The 19,842-nt window shown below is 59.3% G+C and carries 18 protein-coding genes; 8 read left to right on the forward strand and 10 right to left on the reverse strand.

The window, feature by feature from the left end; translation table 11 throughout:
- Positions 1 to 51: 51 nt before the first annotated feature.
- From AO240_RS01565 to argE, 4 genes are all read right to left on the reverse strand, one after another.
- Positions 52 to 690, reverse strand: a complete 639-nt coding sequence (locus AO240_RS01565; protein WP_099234898.1) for a peroxiredoxin — start codon at positions 688 to 690, stop codon at positions 52 to 54.
- Between the two features lie 270 nt (positions 691 to 960).
- Positions 961 to 2,319, reverse strand: a complete 1,359-nt coding sequence (locus AO240_RS01570) for an OprD family porin (RefSeq protein ID WP_099234899.1) — start codon at positions 2,317 to 2,319, stop codon at positions 961 to 963.
- 627 nt (positions 2,320 to 2,946) lie between these two features.
- On the reverse strand, positions 2,947 to 4,245 hold the full coding sequence (argA, locus tag AO240_RS01575) for an amino-acid N-acetyltransferase (RefSeq protein ID WP_058413739.1): 1,299 nt from the start codon (positions 4,243 to 4,245) through the stop codon (positions 2,947 to 2,949).
- A gap of 133 nt (positions 4,246 to 4,378) precedes the next feature.
- Complete coding sequence (gene argE / locus AO240_RS01580; protein WP_099234900.1) at positions 4,379 to 5,527, reverse strand: acetylornithine deacetylase; 1,149 nt, start codon at positions 5,525 to 5,527, stop codon at positions 4,379 to 4,381.
- 158 nt (positions 5,528 to 5,685) lie between these two features.
- On the opposite strand from argE, the gene AO240_RS01585 reads away from it, so the two are divergent.
- Positions 5,686 to 7,053 carry an inorganic triphosphatase gene (locus AO240_RS01585; RefSeq protein ID WP_099234901.1) on the forward strand — a complete coding sequence of 456 codons (1,368 nt, stop codon included), beginning with the start codon at positions 5,686 to 5,688 and terminating at the stop codon, positions 7,051 to 7,053.
- 62 nt (positions 7,054 to 7,115) lie between these two features.
- On the opposite strand, the gene AO240_RS01590 is transcribed toward AO240_RS01585, so the two are convergent.
- The gene (locus AO240_RS01590) at positions 7,116 to 7,586 is read right to left on the reverse strand and encodes an Lrp/AsnC family transcriptional regulator (RefSeq protein ID WP_058413742.1); all 471 of its coding nucleotides are present in this window, start codon (positions 7,584 to 7,586) and stop codon (positions 7,116 to 7,118) included.
- Positions 7,587 to 7,712: 126 nt separating this feature from the next.
- Between AO240_RS01590 and AO240_RS01595 the strand changes: the two genes are divergently transcribed.
- The 7 genes from AO240_RS01595 (at position 7,713) to AO240_RS01625 (ending at position 13,798) form a co-directional block, all read left to right on the forward strand.
- A complete protein-coding gene (locus AO240_RS01595) occupies positions 7,713 to 8,051 on the forward strand; it encodes a hypothetical protein (RefSeq protein WP_099234902.1) in 339 nt (112 codons plus the stop codon).
- A gap of 83 nt (positions 8,052 to 8,134) precedes the next feature.
- Positions 8,135 to 9,826, forward strand: a complete 1,692-nt coding sequence (locus AO240_RS01600) for a GspE/PulE family protein (RefSeq protein WP_099234903.1) — start codon at positions 8,135 to 8,137, stop codon at positions 9,824 to 9,826.
- A gap of 77 nt (positions 9,827 to 9,903) precedes the next feature.
- The gene (locus AO240_RS01605) at positions 9,904 to 10,824 is read left to right on the forward strand and encodes an SPFH domain-containing protein (RefSeq protein WP_027608388.1); all 921 of its coding nucleotides are present in this window, start codon (positions 9,904 to 9,906) and stop codon (positions 10,822 to 10,824) included.
- Positions 10,825 to 10,834: 10 nt separating this feature from the next.
- Complete coding sequence (locus AO240_RS01610) at positions 10,835 to 11,281, forward strand: NfeD family protein (RefSeq protein ID WP_058413745.1); 447 nt, start codon at positions 10,835 to 10,837, stop codon at positions 11,279 to 11,281.
- A 68-nt stretch (positions 11,282 to 11,349) separates the two neighbouring features.
- Positions 11,350 to 11,664 carry a DUF2388 domain-containing protein gene (locus tag AO240_RS01615; RefSeq protein ID WP_099234904.1) on the forward strand — a complete coding sequence of 105 codons (315 nt, stop codon included), beginning with the start codon at positions 11,350 to 11,352 and terminating at the stop codon, positions 11,662 to 11,664.
- A 166-nt stretch (positions 11,665 to 11,830) separates the two neighbouring features.
- Positions 11,831 to 12,496: an outer membrane protein gene (locus tag AO240_RS01620; RefSeq protein WP_099234905.1), complete on the forward strand. Its 666-nt coding sequence runs from the start codon at positions 11,831 to 11,833 to the stop codon at positions 12,494 to 12,496.
- A 159-nt stretch (positions 12,497 to 12,655) separates the two neighbouring features.
- Positions 12,656 to 13,798 (forward strand): DegT/DnrJ/EryC1/StrS aminotransferase family protein, encoded by a 1,143-nt coding sequence (locus tag AO240_RS01625; protein ID WP_058413747.1) that lies wholly within the window; start codon positions 12,656 to 12,658, stop codon positions 13,796 to 13,798.
- A gap of 125 nt (positions 13,799 to 13,923) precedes the next feature.
- Here the strand turns inward: AO240_RS01625 and gcvH are convergent, their stop codons facing one another.
- The 5 genes from gcvH to AO240_RS01650 form a co-directional block, all read right to left on the reverse strand.
- The gene (gene gcvH / locus AO240_RS01630) at positions 13,924 to 14,307 is read right to left on the reverse strand and encodes a glycine cleavage system protein GcvH (RefSeq protein WP_099234906.1); all 384 of its coding nucleotides are present in this window, start codon (positions 14,305 to 14,307) and stop codon (positions 13,924 to 13,926) included.
- A 52-nt stretch (positions 14,308 to 14,359) separates the two neighbouring features.
- The gene (gcvT, locus tag AO240_RS01635) at positions 14,360 to 15,442 is read right to left on the reverse strand and encodes a glycine cleavage system aminomethyltransferase GcvT (protein WP_099234907.1); all 1,083 of its coding nucleotides are present in this window, start codon (positions 15,440 to 15,442) and stop codon (positions 14,360 to 14,362) included.
- A gap of 156 nt (positions 15,443 to 15,598) precedes the next feature.
- Complete coding sequence (locus tag AO240_RS01640; protein ID WP_099234908.1) at positions 15,599 to 17,215, reverse strand: iron ABC transporter permease; 1,617 nt, start codon at positions 17,213 to 17,215, stop codon at positions 15,599 to 15,601.
- Between the two features lie 240 nt (positions 17,216 to 17,455).
- Positions 17,456 to 18,460, reverse strand: coding sequence for an extracellular solute-binding protein (locus AO240_RS01645; protein ID WP_058413751.1), 1,005 nt, complete (start codon positions 18,458 to 18,460; stop codon positions 17,456 to 17,458).
- A gap of 161 nt (positions 18,461 to 18,621) precedes the next feature.
- Positions 18,622 to 19,839: a 2-octaprenyl-3-methyl-6-methoxy-1,4-benzoquinol hydroxylase gene (locus tag AO240_RS01650; protein WP_177445764.1), complete on the reverse strand. Its 1,218-nt coding sequence runs from the start codon at positions 19,837 to 19,839 to the stop codon at positions 18,622 to 18,624.
- Between the last annotated feature and the right edge of the window lie 3 nt (positions 19,840 to 19,842).

Consider the following 19,842-nt stretch of genomic DNA (forward strand, 5'->3'; position numbering starts at 1 on the left):
TTGAAATGCGCTCAACCCTTTGGGAGAGAGTTTGCTCGCACATGACGTGTATCAACGGTTGGGTTGTGGCGTCAGGCGCAGGTATGGCTTCACTGCACGGTAGCCCTTGGGAAAGCGTTTCTGGATGTCTTCCTCGTCCTTCAGCGACGGCACGATGACCACTTCGTCACCGTCCTGCCAGTTGGCGGGTGTGGCGACTTTGTAGTTGTCGGTCAGTTGCAGCGAGTCGATCACCCGCAGGATTTCGTGGAAATTGCGGCCGGTGCTGGCCGGGTAGGTAATGGTCAGGCGAATCTTTTTGTTCGGATCGATCACGAACAACGAGCGCACGGTGAGGGTGTCACTCGCGTTCGGGTGGATCAGGTCATAAAGGTCCGAGACTTTGCGATCGGCATCCGCCAGGATCGGGAAGTTGACCACCGTGTTCTGGGTTTCGTTGATGTCTTCGATCCACTTGTGGTGCGAGTCCACCGGGTCCACCGACAGGGCGATGGCTTTGACGCCGCGTGTGGCGAACTCGTCTTTGAGCTTGGCGGTAAAGCCAAGCTCGGTGGTGCACACCGGGGTGAAGTCGGCAGGGTGAGAGAACAGCACGCCCCAGCTATCGCCCAACCATTCGTGGAAACGAATCTTGCCGGCGCTGGAATCCTGTTCGAAGTCGGGGGCGATGTCGCCCAGTCTTAGGCTCATGGTGTGGCTCCTGGTGAGTGCTTATGGAGCCCACTGTGCATGGGTTGAGGATTATTTAAAAAGAATAAATATCGATTTATCTAGACGATAAAAGAATATTAAAAATCTGTTCACTGGACGCGAGAAAAGGCTGGGATCAACATCCATTCCAAGGTTCGAGAAGGCCTTGAGACGCTGTAAAGAGGAATTCAGGAAGGGCTTGCGGGGGTTGAGCCCGACTTGAAAGCAAGACACCTTGCCCGGCATTGCGCCGGGCAAGGTTTTACAGTCTTACTTGAACGCGTAGCTGTAGCTAACGATTACGCGGTTTTCGTCTTGGGAACGGGTGTTCACCAAGTCGGTACGCCACATAGCGTTTTTCCAGGCTACGCCGAGGTTCTTCAGCGGACCTTCTGGAACAACGTAAGCCAGGGTCAGGTCGCGTTCCCACTCGGTTTTCTCGCCGACAACAGTTTCGATGTTGCTGCCTTTGAGGTAGACCATACCGGCCGTCAGGCCAGGTACGCCAATCTTGGCGAAGTCATAAGCGTAGCGAGCTTGCCAGGTACGTTCGCCAGCACGGGCAAACTTCTGGATCTGCATGTCGGTCGTGGTGCTGTTCGACGAGCCATCACCCTGGTTCAGCCAAGGGAAGTCGCTGTCGCCCTTGGTGTACTGGTAGCCGCCACCAAAGGTGTGACCGGCAATCGAGTACAACGCCAGGTAGCTGTAGAGGTCGTTGTCGACCTTACCTTTAACCTTGGTAGCGTTGGTCGGCTTGTCCGAGTAGTAACCCGAGGTGTAGTAGCCAGCTTCGTCACCGTTGGCACCGTTGTCACGGCTGCGGTAGTAACGCAGGTCACTTTTCAGTACGCCAGGACCGATGGACCAATTGTGTACCAGGCCCAGGAAGTTCTGCGCGTAAAAGTCCTTCAGCTCGCCAAAGTAGTACGAAGCGGTCAGGTCTTTGGTGATTTTGTAATCAGCACCGGCGTAGTAGAACTTGTTAACGAAGTTGCCCGCGTTGTAGTTCGAGCCACCGTTGGCGCCAGCCAGCGACAAACCTTCGTTGTTGCTGGAGTTACGGCCCTTGGCGTGCTCGATCTGACCAGCGGTCAGGGTCAGGTCTTTGATCTCGTTCGAAGAGATCTCGCCGCCCTGGAAGGTTTGTGGCAGCAAACGACCGTCGTTGGTCTTGATGACCGGGTTGTTTGGCTGCAGGGTGCCGATTTTCGCTACGGTCTGGGAGATCTTGACCTTGCCGGTCACACCCAGGCTGGCGAAATCGTTGACGGCGGTGTTGCCATCGCTTGGGAACACGGTGCCGCCCGAAGCGGTGCCCGTGTAGTTGCCGTGTTCGGCACGGCTGGAGTCCAGGCGCACGCCGTACAGGCCGATAGCATCAAGACCGAAGCCAACAGTCCCTTGGGTGAAGCCGGAGATGAAGCGCAGGTCGAAACCCTGGCCCCATTCAGCATTCTTGTTGCGGGTGTTGGACGTCGCGGATGGCTGGCCATCGCGGTTGTCGGTGTTGATGTAGAAGTTACGCAGACCCAGCGTTACTTTACTGTCATCGATGAAACCAGCGGCGCCTGCTTGCTGGGCGATTGTGCCCAAAGCCACAGCCAACGCTAAGGTAGACTTCTTCATGTACCGCTCCTCTCATTTCTAATTTTTGTATGTCTTCGGTCTTGGGTCTAACGCCCTCGATCCACAGATGCGCGATTAGCGCCAGAGAGTGACCCACAAGTCAATCGTAACTTTGTGTGTCTACTACCTTGGTCTAACTGCAGTTAATTTGGTCCCTGCAGGGTAATGAGTTTTTCATACACCCAAAAAGAATTGTTTCATTCTTTTTCATACGCTTCTGGAATAAGCGTTTACACAGACGAGCCGGTCAGCGTAGACCCTCCGTCGCGATAAGCTAATTCCCCAAGGGTATTTACTCGCCTTTTTTTAGATCGATTGGTGCAGACGTAACGCCGCATACGTCACTCTCGATCAAAAAAGCGACGCCATGATGGCGAAATGCACATACTCCCGTCAATTTGTTACAGTTTTTGTGTCACTAATAGTTTCTTTTAGTGTCACGAGCTGCGCCTGCATTGACGCTATCGGCGCGGATCGACGCTTCTGAAGCCCTGAGGGTGCGATGAGAGGTGAAAGGGGGCTTGCTCCCGATGGCGGAGTGTCAGTCGACAGATACTTGACTGACCCAAAGCCGTCGGGGGCAAGCCCCCTCTCACATTTTCACGTACGACGTAAGCAGAACCAGGCTTACAACGCTTTCTCGAAAATCTTCGAGTTACGCTGATAGTTGTACAGCGACGCCCGCGCTGAAGGCAGGCGATCAACACTGCTCGGCTCAAACCCGCGTTCACGGAACCAGTGCGCGGTGCGCGTGGTGAGCACGAACAAGGTTTTCAAACCCTGCGAGCGAGCGCGGGTCTCGATGCGTTCCAGCAATACATCCCCGCGAGCGCCGTGGCGGTACTCCGGGTTGACCGCCAGGCACGCCAGTTCACCGGCATCCGAATCGGCGATCTGATACAGCGCCGCACAGGCGATGATCATGCCCTCGCGCTCGACCACGCTGAACTGCTCGATCTCACGCTCCAGCACTTCACGCGAACGCCGCACCAGAATGCCCTGCTCTTCCAACGGGCTGATCAGGTCAAGCAAACCGCCGACGTCTTCAATGGCCGCTTCGCGCACCAGCTCAAATTGCTCTTGCGCCACCAGCGTACCGCCGCCGTCGCGGGTGAACAGCTCAGTGAGCAATGCGCCGTCTTCGGCATAGCTGACGATATGGCTGCGCCCTACTCCGCCACGGCACGCTTGAGCGGCCGCGTCGAGCAGTTCGGCTTGATAGTTATTGCCAAGGCGTTGCAGGTGCGCCGGCACTTGCTGCGGGCGCAGTTCACGTACCAGTCGGCCATGTTCATCGATCAGGCCGAGATCGGCGCCGAACAGCAGCAGCTTGTCGGCGCCAAGGTCGATGGCGGCGCGGGTCGCGACGTCTTCGCAGGCCAGGTTGAAGATTTCCCCGGTGGGCGAATAACCCAGCGGCGACAGCAGCACGATGGAGCGCTCGTCGAGCAGGCGGTTGATGCCCTTGCGGTCGACCCGGCGCACTTCACCGGTGTGGTGGTAATCCACGCCTTCAAGCACACCGATTGGCCGCGCAGTCACCAGGTTGCCGCTGGTCACGCGCAACCGCGAGCCCTGCATGGGCGATGAGGCCATGTCCATCGACAGGCGCGCTTCGATAGCGATGCGCAAATGGCCAACCGCGTCGATCACACATTCCAGCGTGGCGGCATCGGTGATGCGCAAACCTTCGTGGTAAACCGGGGTGAGGCCGCGTGCTTCCAGGCGTGTTTCGATTTGCGGGCGCGAACCGTGCACCAGCACCAACCGCACGCCCAGGCTGTGCAGCAGCACCAGGTCGTGAACGATATTGCCGAAGTTCGGGTGGTCAACCCCATCGCCGGGCAGCATGACCACAAAGGTGCAGTCGCGGTGAGCATTGATGTAAGGCGAAGCATGACGAAGCCAATTGACGTAGTCGGGCATAAAACCTGGGCCTGTAATAAAGAGCAGCCAAAAAAGGAAGAATCGTGAAAACGCACAGCGGGCTGATGGTTATCGTCGGAACAGGCTTGGCGACACGCTCGCTCTCCTTATGTACGAATGGGCAAGGGTTAATTTATGCAGGCTTGAGGCAGTAATGCCCGATCAGTTCGCGCAATAAACGCACTGTAGGCGTCAAGCGTGACATTTCAAGGTACTCGCCCGGCTGATGAGCGCAGGCGATATCGCCGGGGCCAAGTACCAGGGTTTCACAGCCAAGGCGCTGAAGATAAGGCGCTTCGGTGCCGAACGCTACTGCTTCGGCACGATGGCCGGTCAATCGTTCCGCCACCCGCACCAACTCGGCGTCTTCGGCCTGCTCGAACGGCGGCACTTCGGGAAACAACGGTGCGTAGTCGATTTTTACCTGATGGCGCTCGGCCAAGGGTTCAAGCTTTTGCCGAATCGCGGCGCGCAACACCTGCGGGTCCATGCCCGGCAAGGGCCGTAAGTCGAACTCCAGCGAACACTGGCCGCAGATGCGGTTGGGGTTGTCGCCGCCGTGGATGCAGCCAAAGTTCATGGTCGGTTGCGGCACACTGAATTGCGCGTTGCGGTACTCGCGCTGCCAGGCCAAACGCAGGCCACGCAGTTCGCCGATGGCATCGTGCATGGCTTCGAGGGCGCTGTGCCCAAGGCTTGGGTCCGATGAATGGCCACTGCGCCCGAGAATGTCGATGCGTTCCATCATCACGCCTTTGTGCAGGCGGATCGGCTTGAGCCCCGTCGGTTCGCCGATCACCGCTGCACGGCCGAGTGGGCGGCCTGCCTCGGCCAGCGCGCGGGCGCCGGACATTGAGCTTTCTTCATCGCAGGTGGCGAGAATCAGCAAGGGCTGCTTGAACGGCTGATCCAGCAGCGGCAACACGGCTTCAATCGCCAGGGCGAAAAAGCCCTTCATGTCGCAACTGCCCAGCCCGACCCAGCGCCCGTCAACCTCCGTCAGCTTGAGCGGGTCGGTCTTCCACAGCGCGGCGTCGTAGGGCACGGTGTCGCTGTGCCCGGCCAGCACCAAGCCGCCGGGGCCACTGCCGAAGCTGGCCAGCAAATTGAATTTGCCGGGGCTGACGTGTTGAATGTCGATGGCGAAACCCAAGTCGCCCAGCCAGTTGGCAAGCAAATCAATCACCGGGCGGTTGGTCTGGTCGAGAGACGCTTGGGTACAACTCACCGACGGCGCGGCAATCAATGCGGCGAACTGCTCTTTCATGGACGGTAACGGCATGCGCGGTCTCCCAACTTCCCGGATGAGCCTCACTATAGAGGCATCTGCACGACACAATAAACCGTTGCGGCACGTTGCAAGGCTCAGTCCTGTACACTGCACGACCTTGGCAGCCACTCTTTTTCCCGGCTGCGCTCCCGATCCTGGATTTTCCGGCCATGCAGAAAGAAACCGAAATCAAGCTCCGCGTCAGCCGCGAAACACTCGCCGCGCTGCGTGAGCACCCGTTACTGAAAAAACGCAACAAAAGTGGCTGGGAACGCCGTGAGTTGATGAACCAGTATTTCGACACCCCCGAGCGCGACCTGGCCCAGGCCAAGGTTGCCCTGCGCTTGCGCAAGGACGGTGACGACATCATCCAGACCCTCAAGACCCGTGGCCAAAGCGTTGCCGGCTTGTCGGAACGCAACGAGTACAACTGGGACCTGCCCAAAGCCAAGCTCGACGTGAAGAAACTCGACGGCGAGTGCTGGCCCGAGCAATTGGCCGAGTTGGACAAAAAGACCCTCAAGTCGATCTTCACCACCGACTTTGTGCGTGAGCGCGCCGAAATCGCTTGGGGCCGTGGCAAGGCCAAGGTGGTGATCGAAGCCGCCCTGGACCTCGGCCATGTTGTGGTCGGCAAACAGAAAGAAGAAATCTGCGAGCTGGAACTGGAACTGCGCGAAGGCGAACCCGCCGCCCTGTTGGAGCTGGCCGCTGAACTGGCCGCCACCCTGGCGCTGATGCCCTGCGACATCAGCAAGGCCGAGCGCGGCTACCGCCTGTACGACGCGAGCAGCTACTCGCTGAGCCTGCCAGCCCCTGAAATTCACGCCGAAATGTCGCTGGACGATGCCTTCGCCGCGATCATGTGGCACTTGCTCGGCAGCAGCCAGCGCCTGGCCGAGCAATACCGGTTTAATGGCCACTGGCGCTTGTTGCAAGACTGGGTCGACAACCTCGGCGAACTGCGCGCCCTGATCGGCAGCCTCGGCCAGGCCGCACCGCGCCAGGCCACCAGCGAGCTGCGCAGTGCATTGGACGCGTTGCTGGAAGACTGGCGCCCGCTGGTGCAAGCCGGTGACGACGACGAAGACATCCGCAAAGCCGCACCGGAACAGTTTGCTGAAGAACTGGACGACGTGCGCTGGGGTTTGTTCTCGCTGAACACCTCCCGTTGGTTGCTGGCCCGCACCTGGACCGCCGACCGCACCGTGCGTGGCAACCGCCAGGGTGCTGCGCAAATCACCAACTGGCTGCCGCGCCTGTTGGCCGATGACGCCGTGGCCTTGCAACTGCCGCGCTACCAGCAGCAACCGGAAGATTTGGCCGAACAACTGCCGCGCATCGAACGCATCCAGGCCTGGCTGCATCACGCGCGCCAAGTGGTCGATGTTGCTGAGCTGGACCGTTTGTACGGCGAGCTGAACAAGCTGGTGCAACTGGCCAACCAGCCGATCACCGATGAGTCGCTGGATGCGCGCATGCATCAGGCGATTGCGGTGTATCAGAACCGCGCCTGGAAAACCTTGCTGCGTCTGTAATACCGCCCTCGGGAGCAAGCCCCGCCCAATGTGGAGGGGCGCTCCCGATGCGGCCCGCCCTGTCAGCGCAAAACTGGCAGGCTGGTGGTGGACTTGATCTCGGACAAGGCCACAATCGAATTAACCTCCTGAATGCCCGGCACTCTCGACAGCTTCTCGAAGAAGAACCGCTCGTACGCCTCAATGTCGGAGGTGACGATGCGCAGCAGAAAATCCACCGACCCCATCAGCACATAACACTCCAACACTTCGGGAAACCCGCGAATCGCGTCGGTGAACTCGGTGAAATTGGATCGGCCGTGGGCGCTGAGTTTTATCTCGGCAAAAATCTGCGTGTTGAGACCGATCTTTTTTCGGTCCAGCAGCGTAACTTGGCCGCGAATTACGCCCTCTTCCTTGAGCCGCTGAATGCGTCGCCAGCATGGCGACTGCGACAAGCCCACCTGTTCGGCGATCTGCGCGCTGGAGAGCGAGGCGTCCTCTTGCAACAGGGCTAGAATGCGGCGGTCATAGACGTCCAACTCACTGTGCATAAAAAAACCTTTTATAGCGCTGATCTTGAATTGATTGATTCGACTAATCGTCATTAAAGCCCATATTAGATAAGAAATACCCGACGTCGAATGTAAAAATTTCTCCAATGAAACCGGAGAACGCACATGCACGTCGTCGAAACCACTCACCCTGCTACCCGCGTCGATGCGTGGGCCGTCAACAGCCCGCATTGCCAGGCGCATTACCGGATTGTTGCCGACGCAGAACCGGACGTGCTGTGCCGGGTGCTCAACTATTTCGCGCTGCAGTTTTTAACGCCGCAACAGGTGAATGTGCACCGGCAAGAAGATCGCCTGAACATCACTATCGTGATGGACGGTTTGAGCTGGCACCGCGCTCAAGTCATCGCTGAAAAGATTCGAAACCTGATCAGCGTGTGTTCGCTGGACGTGTGGTCGGCTGATTCTGCGCGGCCTGAGGCGGTGCTGACGGTCGCGCAGTAAAAGCCTGCAACACACGGCGGGAGGTGGAATGCCAAAGGCTGACTAGCCTGCGATTAAGCCCAATGCCGATCAGGAACACCTTAATGTCCGCTGCCTTGCAAGATCGTCGACTGGACCTAAAAGCGCTGCTGCCTGCGTTAGTCGAGCAGGGGTTGATAACAGCGGACAGTGCGCAACGGTTGTCGACCGCCACGCCTACCCAACATGCGTTGGAATGCATCGCGGCTGAAGGGCCTTGCCTGGAAACGCTGACCCACTGGCTGGCCCTGCATGTCGGGCAGCCTTATCTGCGTATCGACCCGCTGAAAATCGACGTGGCGACGGTGGTGCCACTGATGTCCCACGCCTTCGCCCAACGCCACGCTATTCTCGCGGTGGCCGTGGACGCGCAGACCGTTACCGTCGCCAGCGCCCAGCCCTACATCACCGGCTGGGAAGCGGGGCTGGCACATGTGCTCAAACGCTCGATCACACGGGTGGTGGCCAACCCTCACGACATTCAACGTTGCATCGGCGAGTTTTACCGGTTGGCCAAGTCGGTCAGCGGCGCAGAGCAAAAGGTGGCGGCGCCGGGCAATAGTGAACTGCTCAACCTCGGTGCCAGCGATAAAGAGCCGGACGCCAACGACGCGCACATCGTCAATATTGTCGACTGGCTGCTGCAGTACGCCTTTGGCCAACGGGCCAGCGACATTCATATCGAACCTTGCCGCGACCAGGGCCGTGTGCGCTTTCGTATCGATGGCCTGCTGCACGATGTGTATCAGTTTCCGCCCCAGGTCAGCATGGCGGTGGTCAGCCGCCTGAAAAGCCTTGGCCGAATGAATGTCGCGGAAAAACGCAAACCCCAGGACGGGCGCGTCAAAACCAAGAGCCCGGCAGGCGCCGAGGTCGAATTGCGCCTTTCAACCTTGCCGACGGCGTTCGGCGAGAAGCTGGTGATGCGCATTTTCGACCCGCAGGTGCTGCTCAAGGATTTTGACCAGTTGGGTTTGACCCGCGAGGACCAACAGCGCTGGCATGCCATGACCCGCCAGGCGAATGGCATCATCCTGGTCACCGGCCCTACCGGCTCGGGCAAAACCAGCACGCTCTACACCACGCTCAAGCAACTGGCGACGCGGGAGGTCAACCTGTGCACGGTGGAGGACCCAATCGAAATGGTTGAGCCGGCCTTCAACCAGATGCAAGTGCAGCACAACATTGACCTCACGTTCGCCAGCGGTATTCGCGCCCTGCTGCGCCAAGACCCGGACATCATCATGATTGGCGAGATTCGCGACCAGGAAACCGCAGAGATGGCGATCCAGGCCGCGCTGACCGGGCACCTGGTGCTGTCAACGCTGCACACCACCGATGCACCCGGCGCCATCAGTCGCCTGCAAGAGCTTGGCATTGCTCATTATTTGATCAAGGCTACGTTGGTCGGCGTGATGGCACAGCGTTTGGTGCGGCTTTTGTGCCCACACTGCAAACGCGCAGAGAATGCGCTCGGAACTGTTTACCAAGCCGTAGGCTGTGCGGAGTGTCGGGACAGCGGTTACAGAGGCCGCGCCGGGCTTTACGAAATCATGCCGATGGACGAAACGCTGAAAGCGTTGATCACGCCCGGCGTCGATGTGCAGGCGCTACGTCGCGCAGCGCTCGGGCAAGGTATGTGCAGCCTGCGCATGGCCGGCATCGACAAAGTCAACGCCGGGCTGACCACGATGGCAGAAGCCTTACGGGTGACGCCTGGGGATTCAGATACAAATGCTTTTAGTGTCAGGCCGTGAAACCGTCCTTATCTGTGACCAGACCGTTACAATCGGCCCAACGTTGTTTCACTGACACAACCAGATAAGGAATCGTTATGCAGATTGGAACGGTACTGCTTCTTTTCGTGGGTTTGGCGATTGCCATCCTGTTCATGGGTTTTAAAGTGGTGCCTCAAGGCTACCAGTGGACGGTCGAACGTTTCGGCCGCTACACCAACACCCTCAAGCCAGGCCTGAACATCATCATCCCGGTCATGGACCGTATCGGCCGCAAGATCAACGTGATGGAAAGCGTGCTGGATATTCCGCCTCAGGAAGTGATCACCGCCGACAACGCCACCGTGCAAATCGACGCCGTGTGCTTCTTCCAGGTGGTCAATACGGCACAGGCTGCGTACGAGGTGAACAACCTCGAACATGCCATCCGCAACCTTCTGCAAACCAATATCCGTACGGTGCTGGGTTCCATGGAGCTGGATGCAATGCTCAGCCAGCGCGACGGCATCAACGAAAAACTGTTGCGTACCGTCGACGAAGCCACGGCGCCGTGGGGCATCAAGATCACGCGTATCGAGATCAAGGACATCAGCCCACCTGCCGACCTGATGGCCGCAATGTCCGGCCAGATGAAAGCCGAGCGCATCAAGCGTGCGCAAATCCTGGAAGCCGAAGGCTTGCGCGCATCGGCGATCCTGACGGCAGAGGGCAAGAAGCAGGCGCAAATTCTAGAAGCCGAAGGTGGGCGCCAAGCCGCGTTCCTTGAGTCTGAAGCGCGTGAACGTCAGGCAGAGGCAGAAGCCCGCGCGACCCAAGTGGTCTCCGAAGCAATCGCCACGGGTAACGTGCAAGCCATCAACTACTTCGTCGCGCAAAAATACATTGATGCACTGGGCAAGCTCGCCTCGGCCAACAACAGCAAAGTCATCCTGATGCCGCTGGAAGCCAGCCAGGTGATTGGCGCCGTCGGTGGTATCGGCGAAATCGTCAAGGCAACCTTCGACAACAAAAAAGCCTGAGGCAATCGCCATGTGGGATTTCCTGCAGCATCTATCGTTTTGGGATTGGTTGGCACTGGGCACGGTGCTGTTGATTCTTGAAGTATTTGGCACCGGTGGTTACCTGTTGTGGATGGGCATCGCCGCAGCCGCCGTGGGCGTGATCAAGTTTCTGGTGCCGCCGCTTGGCCTGGAATGGCAACTGCTGCTATTCGCCGTGCTGTCGATTCTGACGGCGGTGTACTGGTGGAAGCGCCAGCGCAGCAGCGCAAAGGTCAGCGACCAGCCGGGGCTGAACATGCGCGGTTCCGAATTGATCGGGCGTACGTTTATGGTGCATCAGGCGATTGTCGATGGCCGAGGCAAGATAAAAGTCGGCGACGGTGTATGGATCGCCTGCGGACCAGACAGCCCTGTAGGCACCCAAGTACGGGTGATTGGGCAGGATGGGACGATGTTGAAGGTCGAAACGGTTTAGCCCGTGAGGGAACTCAGTTGGGCTAAACACGATCATAACGTACAGATAACCCACCGGAGTTACCCACCATGCGTCTCAAATATGCTGTCGCGACCCTCGCTGTGCTTTCCCTACCTGTCGGTTCAGCCATGGCCGATAGCTTCTGGCGCAATGTCATTTCCTCGGGCGCCACTACTGGCTCGACATACCTGACCTTCAAGGACCACAAGCTGGTGGTAGCTGCCCAAGACGACGCGGGCAGCTTTGTTGCCAGCAACGGCGGTATCCGTGGCCCGTACCTGGAAGCTGCCATGCAAAAAGTCCGCGCCGACAACCCTAAGCTGCAGGCAACGGACATGGAACTGGCCAACGCGATCCTGGCGAAAAACGCTGTGACCGAGTAACCACGCCGCATAAAAAATGCCGCTCTTTGGGAGCGGCTTTTTTTGCGCTGTTTTTTCCTACGCCAAAGGTAGAAAAGTCAACGGCTGGATAGGAGATGTCCTGTCGAGCACGGCTTCGTTCGGTAACACGCTGCAGGTCCCTTTGCTTAGCGAATGAATCTACCCCATGCGACCACTCCCTTACATCCTGTTACTCGCCGCTATCGCGACGCCCGCTGCGCAGGCAGAAGGCTGGTACGGCTCGGCAAAACTCAACAGCGCCCGCCAAAACCTCTCCAGTGCATTGTTGACCAGCCCGCGCGTCACTGATCGCGTGGAGGCACCTGCCAGCAACAAAGCATTCACCGGTTCATTCGCAGTGGGTTACGCCTTTGCTGAAGGCTGGCGCCTGGAGGGCGAATACACCACACGCAACAGCTCGACATTCGATTCCTATTGGGCTCCCTTCGATGCCAACGTCAACCGCATGCAAGTCGACAGCCGGCGGATGATGTTCAACGGTTATAAAAACATCCCGATCAATGCCTGGCTGTCGTTTTACGGTACGGCGGGTGTTGGCGTGGCGCAAATTGATGCCGACGGTTATCAGAGCAACGCCCGCCGTCAGTTTGCCAGCAACCGCCAATACAATTTCGCCTACAGCGCAGGCTTGGGCCTTGAGGCCAAGGTCAGCGAAAAAATCACCCTGGGCGCCGGTTGGCGCTACGTGGACATGGGCGATGTGGAGACCGGCTACAATACCTTCGCCAATCGAATAAATGCCCGCGATGAACAGCTCAAAGGCAAGCTGAAGGAGCAAAACGTGTTTCTTGAAGCCCGCGCCTCGTTCTGATGTGTCGAAAAAATGCCGCTGCTGAAGCGGCATTTTTTTGTGCCTGGCATGACGATTCATTCACGGGTGACAGGCTATATTCAGTCGAGTCGTGTAACCATGCGGGTACTGATACGTACCCCACTCATCGCCTATCTGAAAACGGATGCCTTCGTCGTTATGAGCCAACAGCCCTTTCTGCCGTTCTCCAAACCTACCATTGATGAAGCCACCATCTCGGCGGTCGGCGATGTATTGCGCTCGGGCTGGATCACCAGCGGGCCGAAAGTGCAGGCATTCGAAGCGCAACTGTCGGAATACTTTGGCGGCCGGCCGGTACGCACATTCAACTCCGGCACCTGCACCATGGAGATTGCCTTGCGCATCGCCGGGATTGGCCCTGGGGATGAAGTCATTACCACGCCGATTTCCTGGGTCGCCACGGCCAACGTGATTCTGGAAGTCGGCGCCACGCCGGTGTTTGCCGACATCGACCCGGTCACGCGCAATATCGACTTGGCCCAGGTTGAAGCCGCGATCACCCCACGCACCAAGGCGATCATTCCGGTTTACCTGGCGGGGCTTCCGCTGGACATGCCGATGCTGTATGCACTGGCCAACAAGTACAACCTGCGTATCGTCGAAGACGCCGCCCAGGCCTTGGGCTCCAGCTGGGACGGCGAGCGTATCGGCGCGACCGGTGACTTCGTATCGTTCAGCTTCCAGGCGAACAAAAACATTACGTCTTCCGAGGGCGGCTGCCTGGTGCTGAATAACGCCGAAGAAGCGCGCCTGGCCGAAAAGTACCGCCTGCAAGGTGTAACCCGCACCGGCTTCGATGGCTTGGACGTGGATGTGTTGGGCGGAAAATTCAACATGACCGACATTGCCGCCGCCATCGGCCTGGGGCAGTTCGCGCACATCGAGAAGATCACCGCGCACCGTCAGAACCTGGCACGTCACTACTTCAAGTGCTTTGGCAGTGATTTTGAAGCGCAATACGGCGCGCAGTTGCCGCCAGCAGATTTCGAAAACAGTAACTGGCACCTGTTCCAGCTGGTACTGCCGGAGCGTCAGGATGGCCTGCCTGCGCGCGCAACGTTCATGGAACAGATGCAGGCTCACGGCGTGGGCATTGGCTATCACTACCCGCCGATCCACCTGCTCAGCCTGTATCGGGCACAGGGCTTCAAGGAAGGTATGTTCCCGGTAGCGGAGCGTGTTGGGCGTTTGATCGTGTCGTTGCCGATGTTTACAGCGATGACAGAGGCGGACGTCGAGCGGTCGGTTGCGGCGGTGAAAGCGGTATTGAAAGCAAACTGATCATTCACGGCAGGCGCAACACAATGTGAGAGCGGGCTTGCTTGCGAATGCAGTGTATCGGTCAGGACATCGGTTACTGACAGACCGCATTCGCGAGCAAGCCCGCTGCCACAGGGGTTTTGCGTTTATTCGCCGATGGCGGCTTGGTAACCGGCAGCGTCCAGCAGTTTTTCAAGGTCTGCCGGGTTGCTTGGTTTGAGCTTGAAGATCCACGCGCCGTACGGGTCGGAGTTCAGCAGCTCAGGGCTGCCACTCAGGTCTTGGTTGACGGCGATCACTTCGCCGGCAATCGGGGCGTAGATATCCGACGCGGCTTTTACCGATTCAACTACGCCAGCCTGGTCGGTCGCGCCAAATGTGACGCCGACTTCAGCCAACTCAACAAACACCACATCACCCAACGCTTCCTGAGCATGGTCGGAGATACCGACGGTCACTGTGCCGTCAGTTTCCAGACGGGCCCATTCGTGACTTTCGGCAAAACGCAGGTCGGCAGGGATATTGCTCATAGTCTGTGTCCTCAAGAAGAAATGTCAGCGGCCTTTGGCCTGCCGGAAATAGTTAGATCAAGGTTTTGCCATGGCGCACGAAGGTCGGTTTGACCACTCGAACCGGGTACCACTTGCCGCGGATTTCCACTTCGGCCCGATCAGCGGTGGCCGTCGGTACGCGCGCCAGGGCAATGGATTTGCTCAGCGTAGGAGAGAAACTACCACTGGTGATCTCCCCTTCGCCAACATTGGCGATACGAACCACCTGGTGAGCGCGCAAAACACCCCGCTCTTCCAGCACCAGCCCGACCAATTTGGACTGCACACCGGCGGCTTTTTCCGCCTCCAGGGCGGCGCGCCCGATAAATTGGCGCGTAGCAGGCTCCCAGGCAATGCTCCAGGCCATGTTGGCCGCCAGCGGCGAAACACCCTGGTGAATATCCTGACCATACAGGTTCATGCCGGCTTCCAGGCGCAGGGTATCGCGGGCGCCGAGGCCAATGGGTGAAATACCCGCACCGACCAGGTCGTTGAAAAAGCCCGGCGCCTGATCGGCTGGCAGCACAATTTCGAGGCCGTCTTCACCGGTGTAACCGGTGCGGGCGATAAACCAATCGCCATCGGCCTGGCCTTCAAAAGGCTTGAGCGTGTGGATAAGCGTGCCGCGCGACTGGGTGACCAACTCGGCAATTTTTTGCCGCGCATGCGGGCCTTGAATGGCCAGCATGGCCAACTCGGACCGTTCATGCAATTGCACCGAGTAGTTGCCTAACTGTGCCTGCATCCAGGCCATATCCTGATCGCGCGTAGCGGCGTTGACCACCAGCCGATAACCGCGTTCGGTACGGTAGACAATCATGTCGTCCACCACGCCACCCTGCTCATTGAGCATGGCGCTGTAAAGCGCACGGCCGCAGCCCTGCAAACGATCAACATCATTGGCCAGCAAATGCTGGAGCCATTCCTTGGCCTGAAGGCCTGTGACATCAATCACGGTCATATGAGATACATCAAACACCCCACAGTCGCGTCGCACCTGATGGTGTTCTTCAACTTGCGAACCATAGTGCAGAGGCATATCCCAACCGCCAAAATCGACCATTTTCGCGCCGAGGGCGAGATGCAGGTCATACAGAGGCGTACGCTGTCCCATGGGTTTCTCCTTCCGGGCTTGGCGAAGATGCGCAGAGTTGCCATGTGCGCTATACGCCTCGAATGACAAGGCCTGCAGCGACATACAGCGACTCACCCCGAAAGACGAAGCGCACCGAATGCCGCGCATTGTAGCCGCAAGCCGTAGGACTGACACCTAGCCGATTTGACGGGCTGAGCGCCGGATCAAGCCGATCACCGGCAACAAGCCCACCAATACCAGAGTCAACGCCGGCAACGACGCCCGCGCCCACTCCCCTTCACTGGTCATTTCAAAGATCCGTACCGCCAGTGTGTCCCAGCCAAACGGGCGCATCAGCAGGGTCGCGGGCATCTCTTTAAGCACATCGACGAATACCAGCAGCGCCGCGCTCAACGTGCCCGGCAACAACAACGGCAGATACACCTTGTAAAACAGTCGTGGCCCGCTCACCCCGAGGCTGCGTGCCGCTTCCGGTAGCGACGGACGGATCCGCGCCAAGCTGTTTTCCAATGGCCCATAGGCCACCGCCAGAAAACGCACCAGATACGCCAGCACCAGCGCCAAGAGGCTGCCGAGCAACAAGGGTTTGCCCGCGCCGCCGAGCCAACCCGACAGCGGCACCACCAGCTCGCGGTCCAGGTAGCTGAACGCCAGCATGATCGACACTGCCAGCACCGAGCCCGGCAAGGCATAGCCGACGTTGGCCAGGCTGATGCCGGAGCGAATCGCCCGGGTCGGCGCCAGCCGGTTGGCAAAGGCCAATACCAACGCCACGCTGACAGTGATCAGAGCGGCCATACCACCCAAATACAGGGTGTGGATGATCAAGCCGGTATAGCGCTCGTCCAGGTCAAACCGGCCACGCTGCCAGAACCAGGCGATCAGTTGCAGCATCGGGATGACGAAGGCGCAGGCGAACACCACGCCACACCACGCGCTGGCCGCTACTGCCTTGAACCCACGCAGGTGATACAACGCCTTGGCGCGTGGCCGCTCATTGCTCGGTCGACTCGCGCCACGCGCACGCCGTTCGCCGTACAGCACCAGCATCACCACCAACAGCAGCAGGCTGGCCAGTTGGGCCGCGCTGGACAGGCTGAAAAAGCCGTACCAGGTTTTGTAGATGGCGGTGGTGAAGGTATCGAAGTTGAAGACCGAAACGGCGCCGAAATCCGCCAGGGTTTCCATCAAGGCCAACGCCACACCTGCGCCAATCGCCGGCCGCGCCAGGGGCAGCGCCACGCGCCAGAACGCTTGCCAGGGTGATTGCCCGAGTACCCGCGCCGCTTCCATCAGGCCTTTGCCCTGAGCTAAAAATGCGCTACGCGCCAGCAGATAGACATACGGGTAAAACACCAGCACCAGCACGATAATCACGCCGCTGGTAGAGCGAACGCGCGGCAGGCGCAAGCCCGTGCCGAACCATTCACGCAGCAGGGTTTGCACTGGGCCTGCAAAGTCCAGCAAGCCGACAAACACAAAGGCCAGCACGTAGGCCGGAATCGCGAAGGGCAGCATCAACGCCCAATCGAGCCAGCGCCGCCCAGGGAATTCGCAAAGGCTGGTCAACCACGCAAGGCTCACGCCCAACAGCGTCACGCCGACACCGACGCCCAGCACCAGCGTCAAGGTGTTGCCCAGCAGGCGTGGCATCTGGGTTTCCCACAGGTGCGCCCAGATCTGTTGATCGATACTTTGCCAGGACAGCAACAGCACGCTCAGCGGCAGCAGCACCAGAGCGGCGACGCTGAACACCGGCAGGTACCAGCGACGTTGGGCGGGGTGGGCCAAAAGGGATTCTCAGTGGGTGGGTTATCTAAAGGCAGATACAAAACAGTGGTGGGCAAGCCCCGCCAAGCTCAAAAGCCGAACGCGATAAAATGTGGAAGCGGGCTTGCTCGCGATTGCGGTGTGTCAGATCAGTATTTTTCAACTGGCAAACCGCAATCGCGAGCAAGCCCGCTCCCACAAAAAAGCGCTTTCGACGGCGCTGCATCAAGGCTTTAGGCGAGCCTCGCACCTTTTACACATTCAGTTCCAGCCAGCGCGGTCCATCAAACGAATGGCCTCAGCCTGGCGTTTGCCCGCCACTTCCACCGGCAAGGTATCGGCGACGAATTTGCCCCAGGTCGCCACTTCCGCTGATGGCGGTACTGCCGGGTTAGCCGGGAACTCCTGGTTCACATCGGCAAAGATCTTCTGCGCTTCCGGCGTGGTCATCCACTCCACCAACGCCTTGGCCGCTTCCGGGTGCGGCGCATGCTGGGTCAAGCCGATACCCGACAGGTTCACGTGCACGCCACGGTCGCCCTGGTTCGGCCAGAACAGCTTCACCGCCAAATCAGGCTTCTCTTTGTGCAGGCGGCCAAAGTAGTAGGTGTTGACGATGCCCACGTCGCACTGCCCGGCGTTAATCGCTTCAAGCACTGCGATGTCATCGGAGAACACGTCGGTGGACAAGTTGTTGACCCAGCCTTTGACGATTTCTTCGGTCTTGGCCGCGCCATGGGTTTCGATCAGGGTGGCGGTCAGCGACTGGTTGTAGACCTTCTTCGCCGTGCGCAGGCACAAGCGACCTTCCCATTGCTTGTCGGCCAAGGCTTCGTACGTGGTCAGGTCAGCCGGCTTAACCCGGTCGGTGGAATAGGCGATGGTCCGCGCACGCAGGCTCAAGCCGGTCCAGGCGTGGTTGGATGAGCGATATTGCAGCGGAATGTTTTTGTTGATCACATCGGAGGTGAACGGTTGCAGGATACCCATTTGCTCGGCCTGCCAAAGGTTGCCGGCGTCGACGGTGAGCAACAGGTCGGCCGTGGCGTTTTCGCCTTCGGCCTTGATGCGCTGCATCAGCGGGGCCTCTTTGTCGGTGATGAACTTCACCTGCACGCCGGTTTTTTTCGTGTAGGCGTCGAATACCGGCTTGATCAGTTCGTCGATGCGCGAGGAGTAGACCACGACTTCGTCGGCTGCCTGCACGGTGGTGCTGCCGATAAGGGTGAGTGCCAGGGCAGTCAGGAGGCGCTTGGGTGCCAACATGGGTGCGGTCTCTCATTTGCAAAAAGAGGGCAAATGATAAGGACTCACATTTGGTAACGCTTGATGGAGGCGTTACCAGATGTTGCATGGCCGGCATGTACAGTGGAGCGGGTGGCCTCTTCGCGAGCAAGCCCGCTCCCACAGGGGTTTGTATTTCAAGTTCAGGGTTTGGCCAGTTTCGGTAGATCACCCGTCAAGCCCAGCGCTTGGCGCACGAACACGGCCTTGGCTTCGGGCAACTGGTCGACCAGCTTCAACCCGGCATTGCGCAGCCAGCGCAACGGCAGTTGATCCGCCTGGAACAATCGCTCAAACCCTTCCATCGCCGCCATCAGCGCCAGGTTATGCGGCATGCGCCGGCGCTCGTAGCGGCTCAGCACCTTCACATCCGCCAGACGCTCGCCGCGTTCGTTCGCCGCCAACAGCACTTCGGCCAGGGTCGCCGCATCGAGAAAACCAAGGTTCACGCCCTGCCCCGCCAAGGGATGGATCACGTGCGCCGCATCGCCAATCAACGCCAGGCCTTCAGCCACGTAGCGCTTGGCGTGACGTTGACGCAACGGCACGCAAAGGCGTGGGTCGGCGCTGATGACTGTGCCGAGTCGCCCTTCAAAGGCGCGCTCCAGTTCATGGCAGAAGCGTTCATCATCCAGCGCCATCAGGCGTTCAGATTCGGCGGGCGTGGTCGACCAGACAATCGAACACCACTCTTCTTGCCCATCGCGCACCAGTGGCAAAAACGCCAGCGGGCCGTTATCGGTAAAGCGCTGCCAGGCGGTGCGCTGGTGGGGTTGGCTGCTGCGTACGCTGGTAACGATGGCGTTATGCAGGTAATTCCATTCGCGCGTCGCGGTGCCCGTCAGGCGGCGCACGGCGGAGTTGGCGCCGTCGGCGGCAACCACCAGCGGCGCGCGCAATCTGCGGCCGTCGGCGAGGGTCAGCAGCCATTCATCGCCGGAGCGGCGCATCTGTTCCAGGCGAGCATTGGCCAGCAAGCCCAGGTCGCAATCGTGCAAGCGGTCGAGCAAGGCATCCTGCACCACGCGGTTTTCGACGATATGCCCGAGCACTTCAGCGTGCACGCTGGCCGCCGAAAAATGAATGTGCCCGGTGCCGCTGCCATCCCACACTTGCATCTCGCCGTACGGGCTGGCGCGGCGCGACACCACACCGTCCCATACGCCAAGGCGCTCCAAAATGCGCTGGCTGGCGGCCGACAGGGCACTGACGCGGGGCTCGAAGGCCGCGTCAGCGTCAAACGGTTTGACGCTCAACGGGCTGCCGTCGACCAGCAGCACCTGCAAGCCACTGCCCTGCAACGCCAGCGCCAGGGCGCTTCCGACCATTCCGGCCCCGACAATCAGCACATCTGCGCGCATGTC

Source organism: Pseudomonas sp. ICMP 460, assembly GCF_002723595.1.
GTDB lineage: Bacteria > Pseudomonadota > Gammaproteobacteria > Pseudomonadales > Pseudomonadaceae > Aquipseudomonas > Aquipseudomonas kitaguniensis.

What these genes read in the sequence shown, in the direction of transcription:
- AO240_RS01565 (WP_099234898.1), bottom strand. Translation starts at nt 690, where the DNA reads ATGAGCCTAAGACTGGGCGACATCGCCCCCGACTTCGAACAGGATTCC.
- AO240_RS01570 (WP_099234899.1), bottom strand. Translation starts at nt 2,319, where the DNA reads ATGAAGAAGTCTACCTTAGCGTTGGCTGTGGCTTTGGGCACAATCGCC.
- argA (WP_058413739.1), bottom strand. Translation starts at nt 4,245, where the DNA reads ATGCCCGACTACGTCAATTGGCTTCGTCATGCTTCGCCTTACATCAAT.
- argE (WP_099234900.1), bottom strand. Translation starts at nt 5,527, where the DNA reads ATGCCGTTACCGTCCATGAAAGAGCAGTTCGCCGCATTGATTGCCGCG.
- AO240_RS01585 (WP_099234901.1), top strand. Translation starts at nt 5,686, where the DNA reads ATGCAGAAAGAAACCGAAATCAAGCTCCGCGTCAGCCGCGAAACACTC.
- AO240_RS01590 (WP_058413742.1), bottom strand. Translation starts at nt 7,586, where the DNA reads ATGCACAGTGAGTTGGACGTCTATGACCGCCGCATTCTAGCCCTGTTG.
- AO240_RS01595 (WP_099234902.1), top strand. Translation starts at nt 7,713, where the DNA reads ATGCACGTCGTCGAAACCACTCACCCTGCTACCCGCGTCGATGCGTGG.
- AO240_RS01600 (WP_099234903.1), top strand. Translation starts at nt 8,135, where the DNA reads ATGTCCGCTGCCTTGCAAGATCGTCGACTGGACCTAAAAGCGCTGCTG.
- AO240_RS01605 (WP_027608388.1), top strand. Translation starts at nt 9,904, where the DNA reads ATGCAGATTGGAACGGTACTGCTTCTTTTCGTGGGTTTGGCGATTGCC.
- AO240_RS01610 (WP_058413745.1), top strand. Translation starts at nt 10,835, where the DNA reads ATGTGGGATTTCCTGCAGCATCTATCGTTTTGGGATTGGTTGGCACTG.
- AO240_RS01615 (WP_099234904.1), top strand. Translation starts at nt 11,350, where the DNA reads ATGCGTCTCAAATATGCTGTCGCGACCCTCGCTGTGCTTTCCCTACCT.
- AO240_RS01620 (WP_099234905.1), top strand. Translation starts at nt 11,831, where the DNA reads ATGCGACCACTCCCTTACATCCTGTTACTCGCCGCTATCGCGACGCCC.
- AO240_RS01625 (WP_058413747.1), top strand. Translation starts at nt 12,656, where the DNA reads ATGAGCCAACAGCCCTTTCTGCCGTTCTCCAAACCTACCATTGATGAA.
- gcvH (WP_099234906.1), bottom strand. Translation starts at nt 14,307, where the DNA reads ATGAGCAATATCCCTGCCGACCTGCGTTTTGCCGAAAGTCACGAATGG.
- gcvT (WP_099234907.1), bottom strand. Translation starts at nt 15,442, where the DNA reads ATGGGACAGCGTACGCCTCTGTATGACCTGCATCTCGCCCTCGGCGCG.
- AO240_RS01645 (WP_058413751.1), bottom strand. Translation starts at nt 18,460, where the DNA reads ATGTTGGCACCCAAGCGCCTCCTGACTGCCCTGGCACTCACCCTTATC.
- AO240_RS01650 (WP_177445764.1), bottom strand. Translation starts at nt 19,839, where the DNA reads ATGCGCGCAGATGTGCTGATTGTCGGGGCCGGAATGGTCGGAAGCGCC.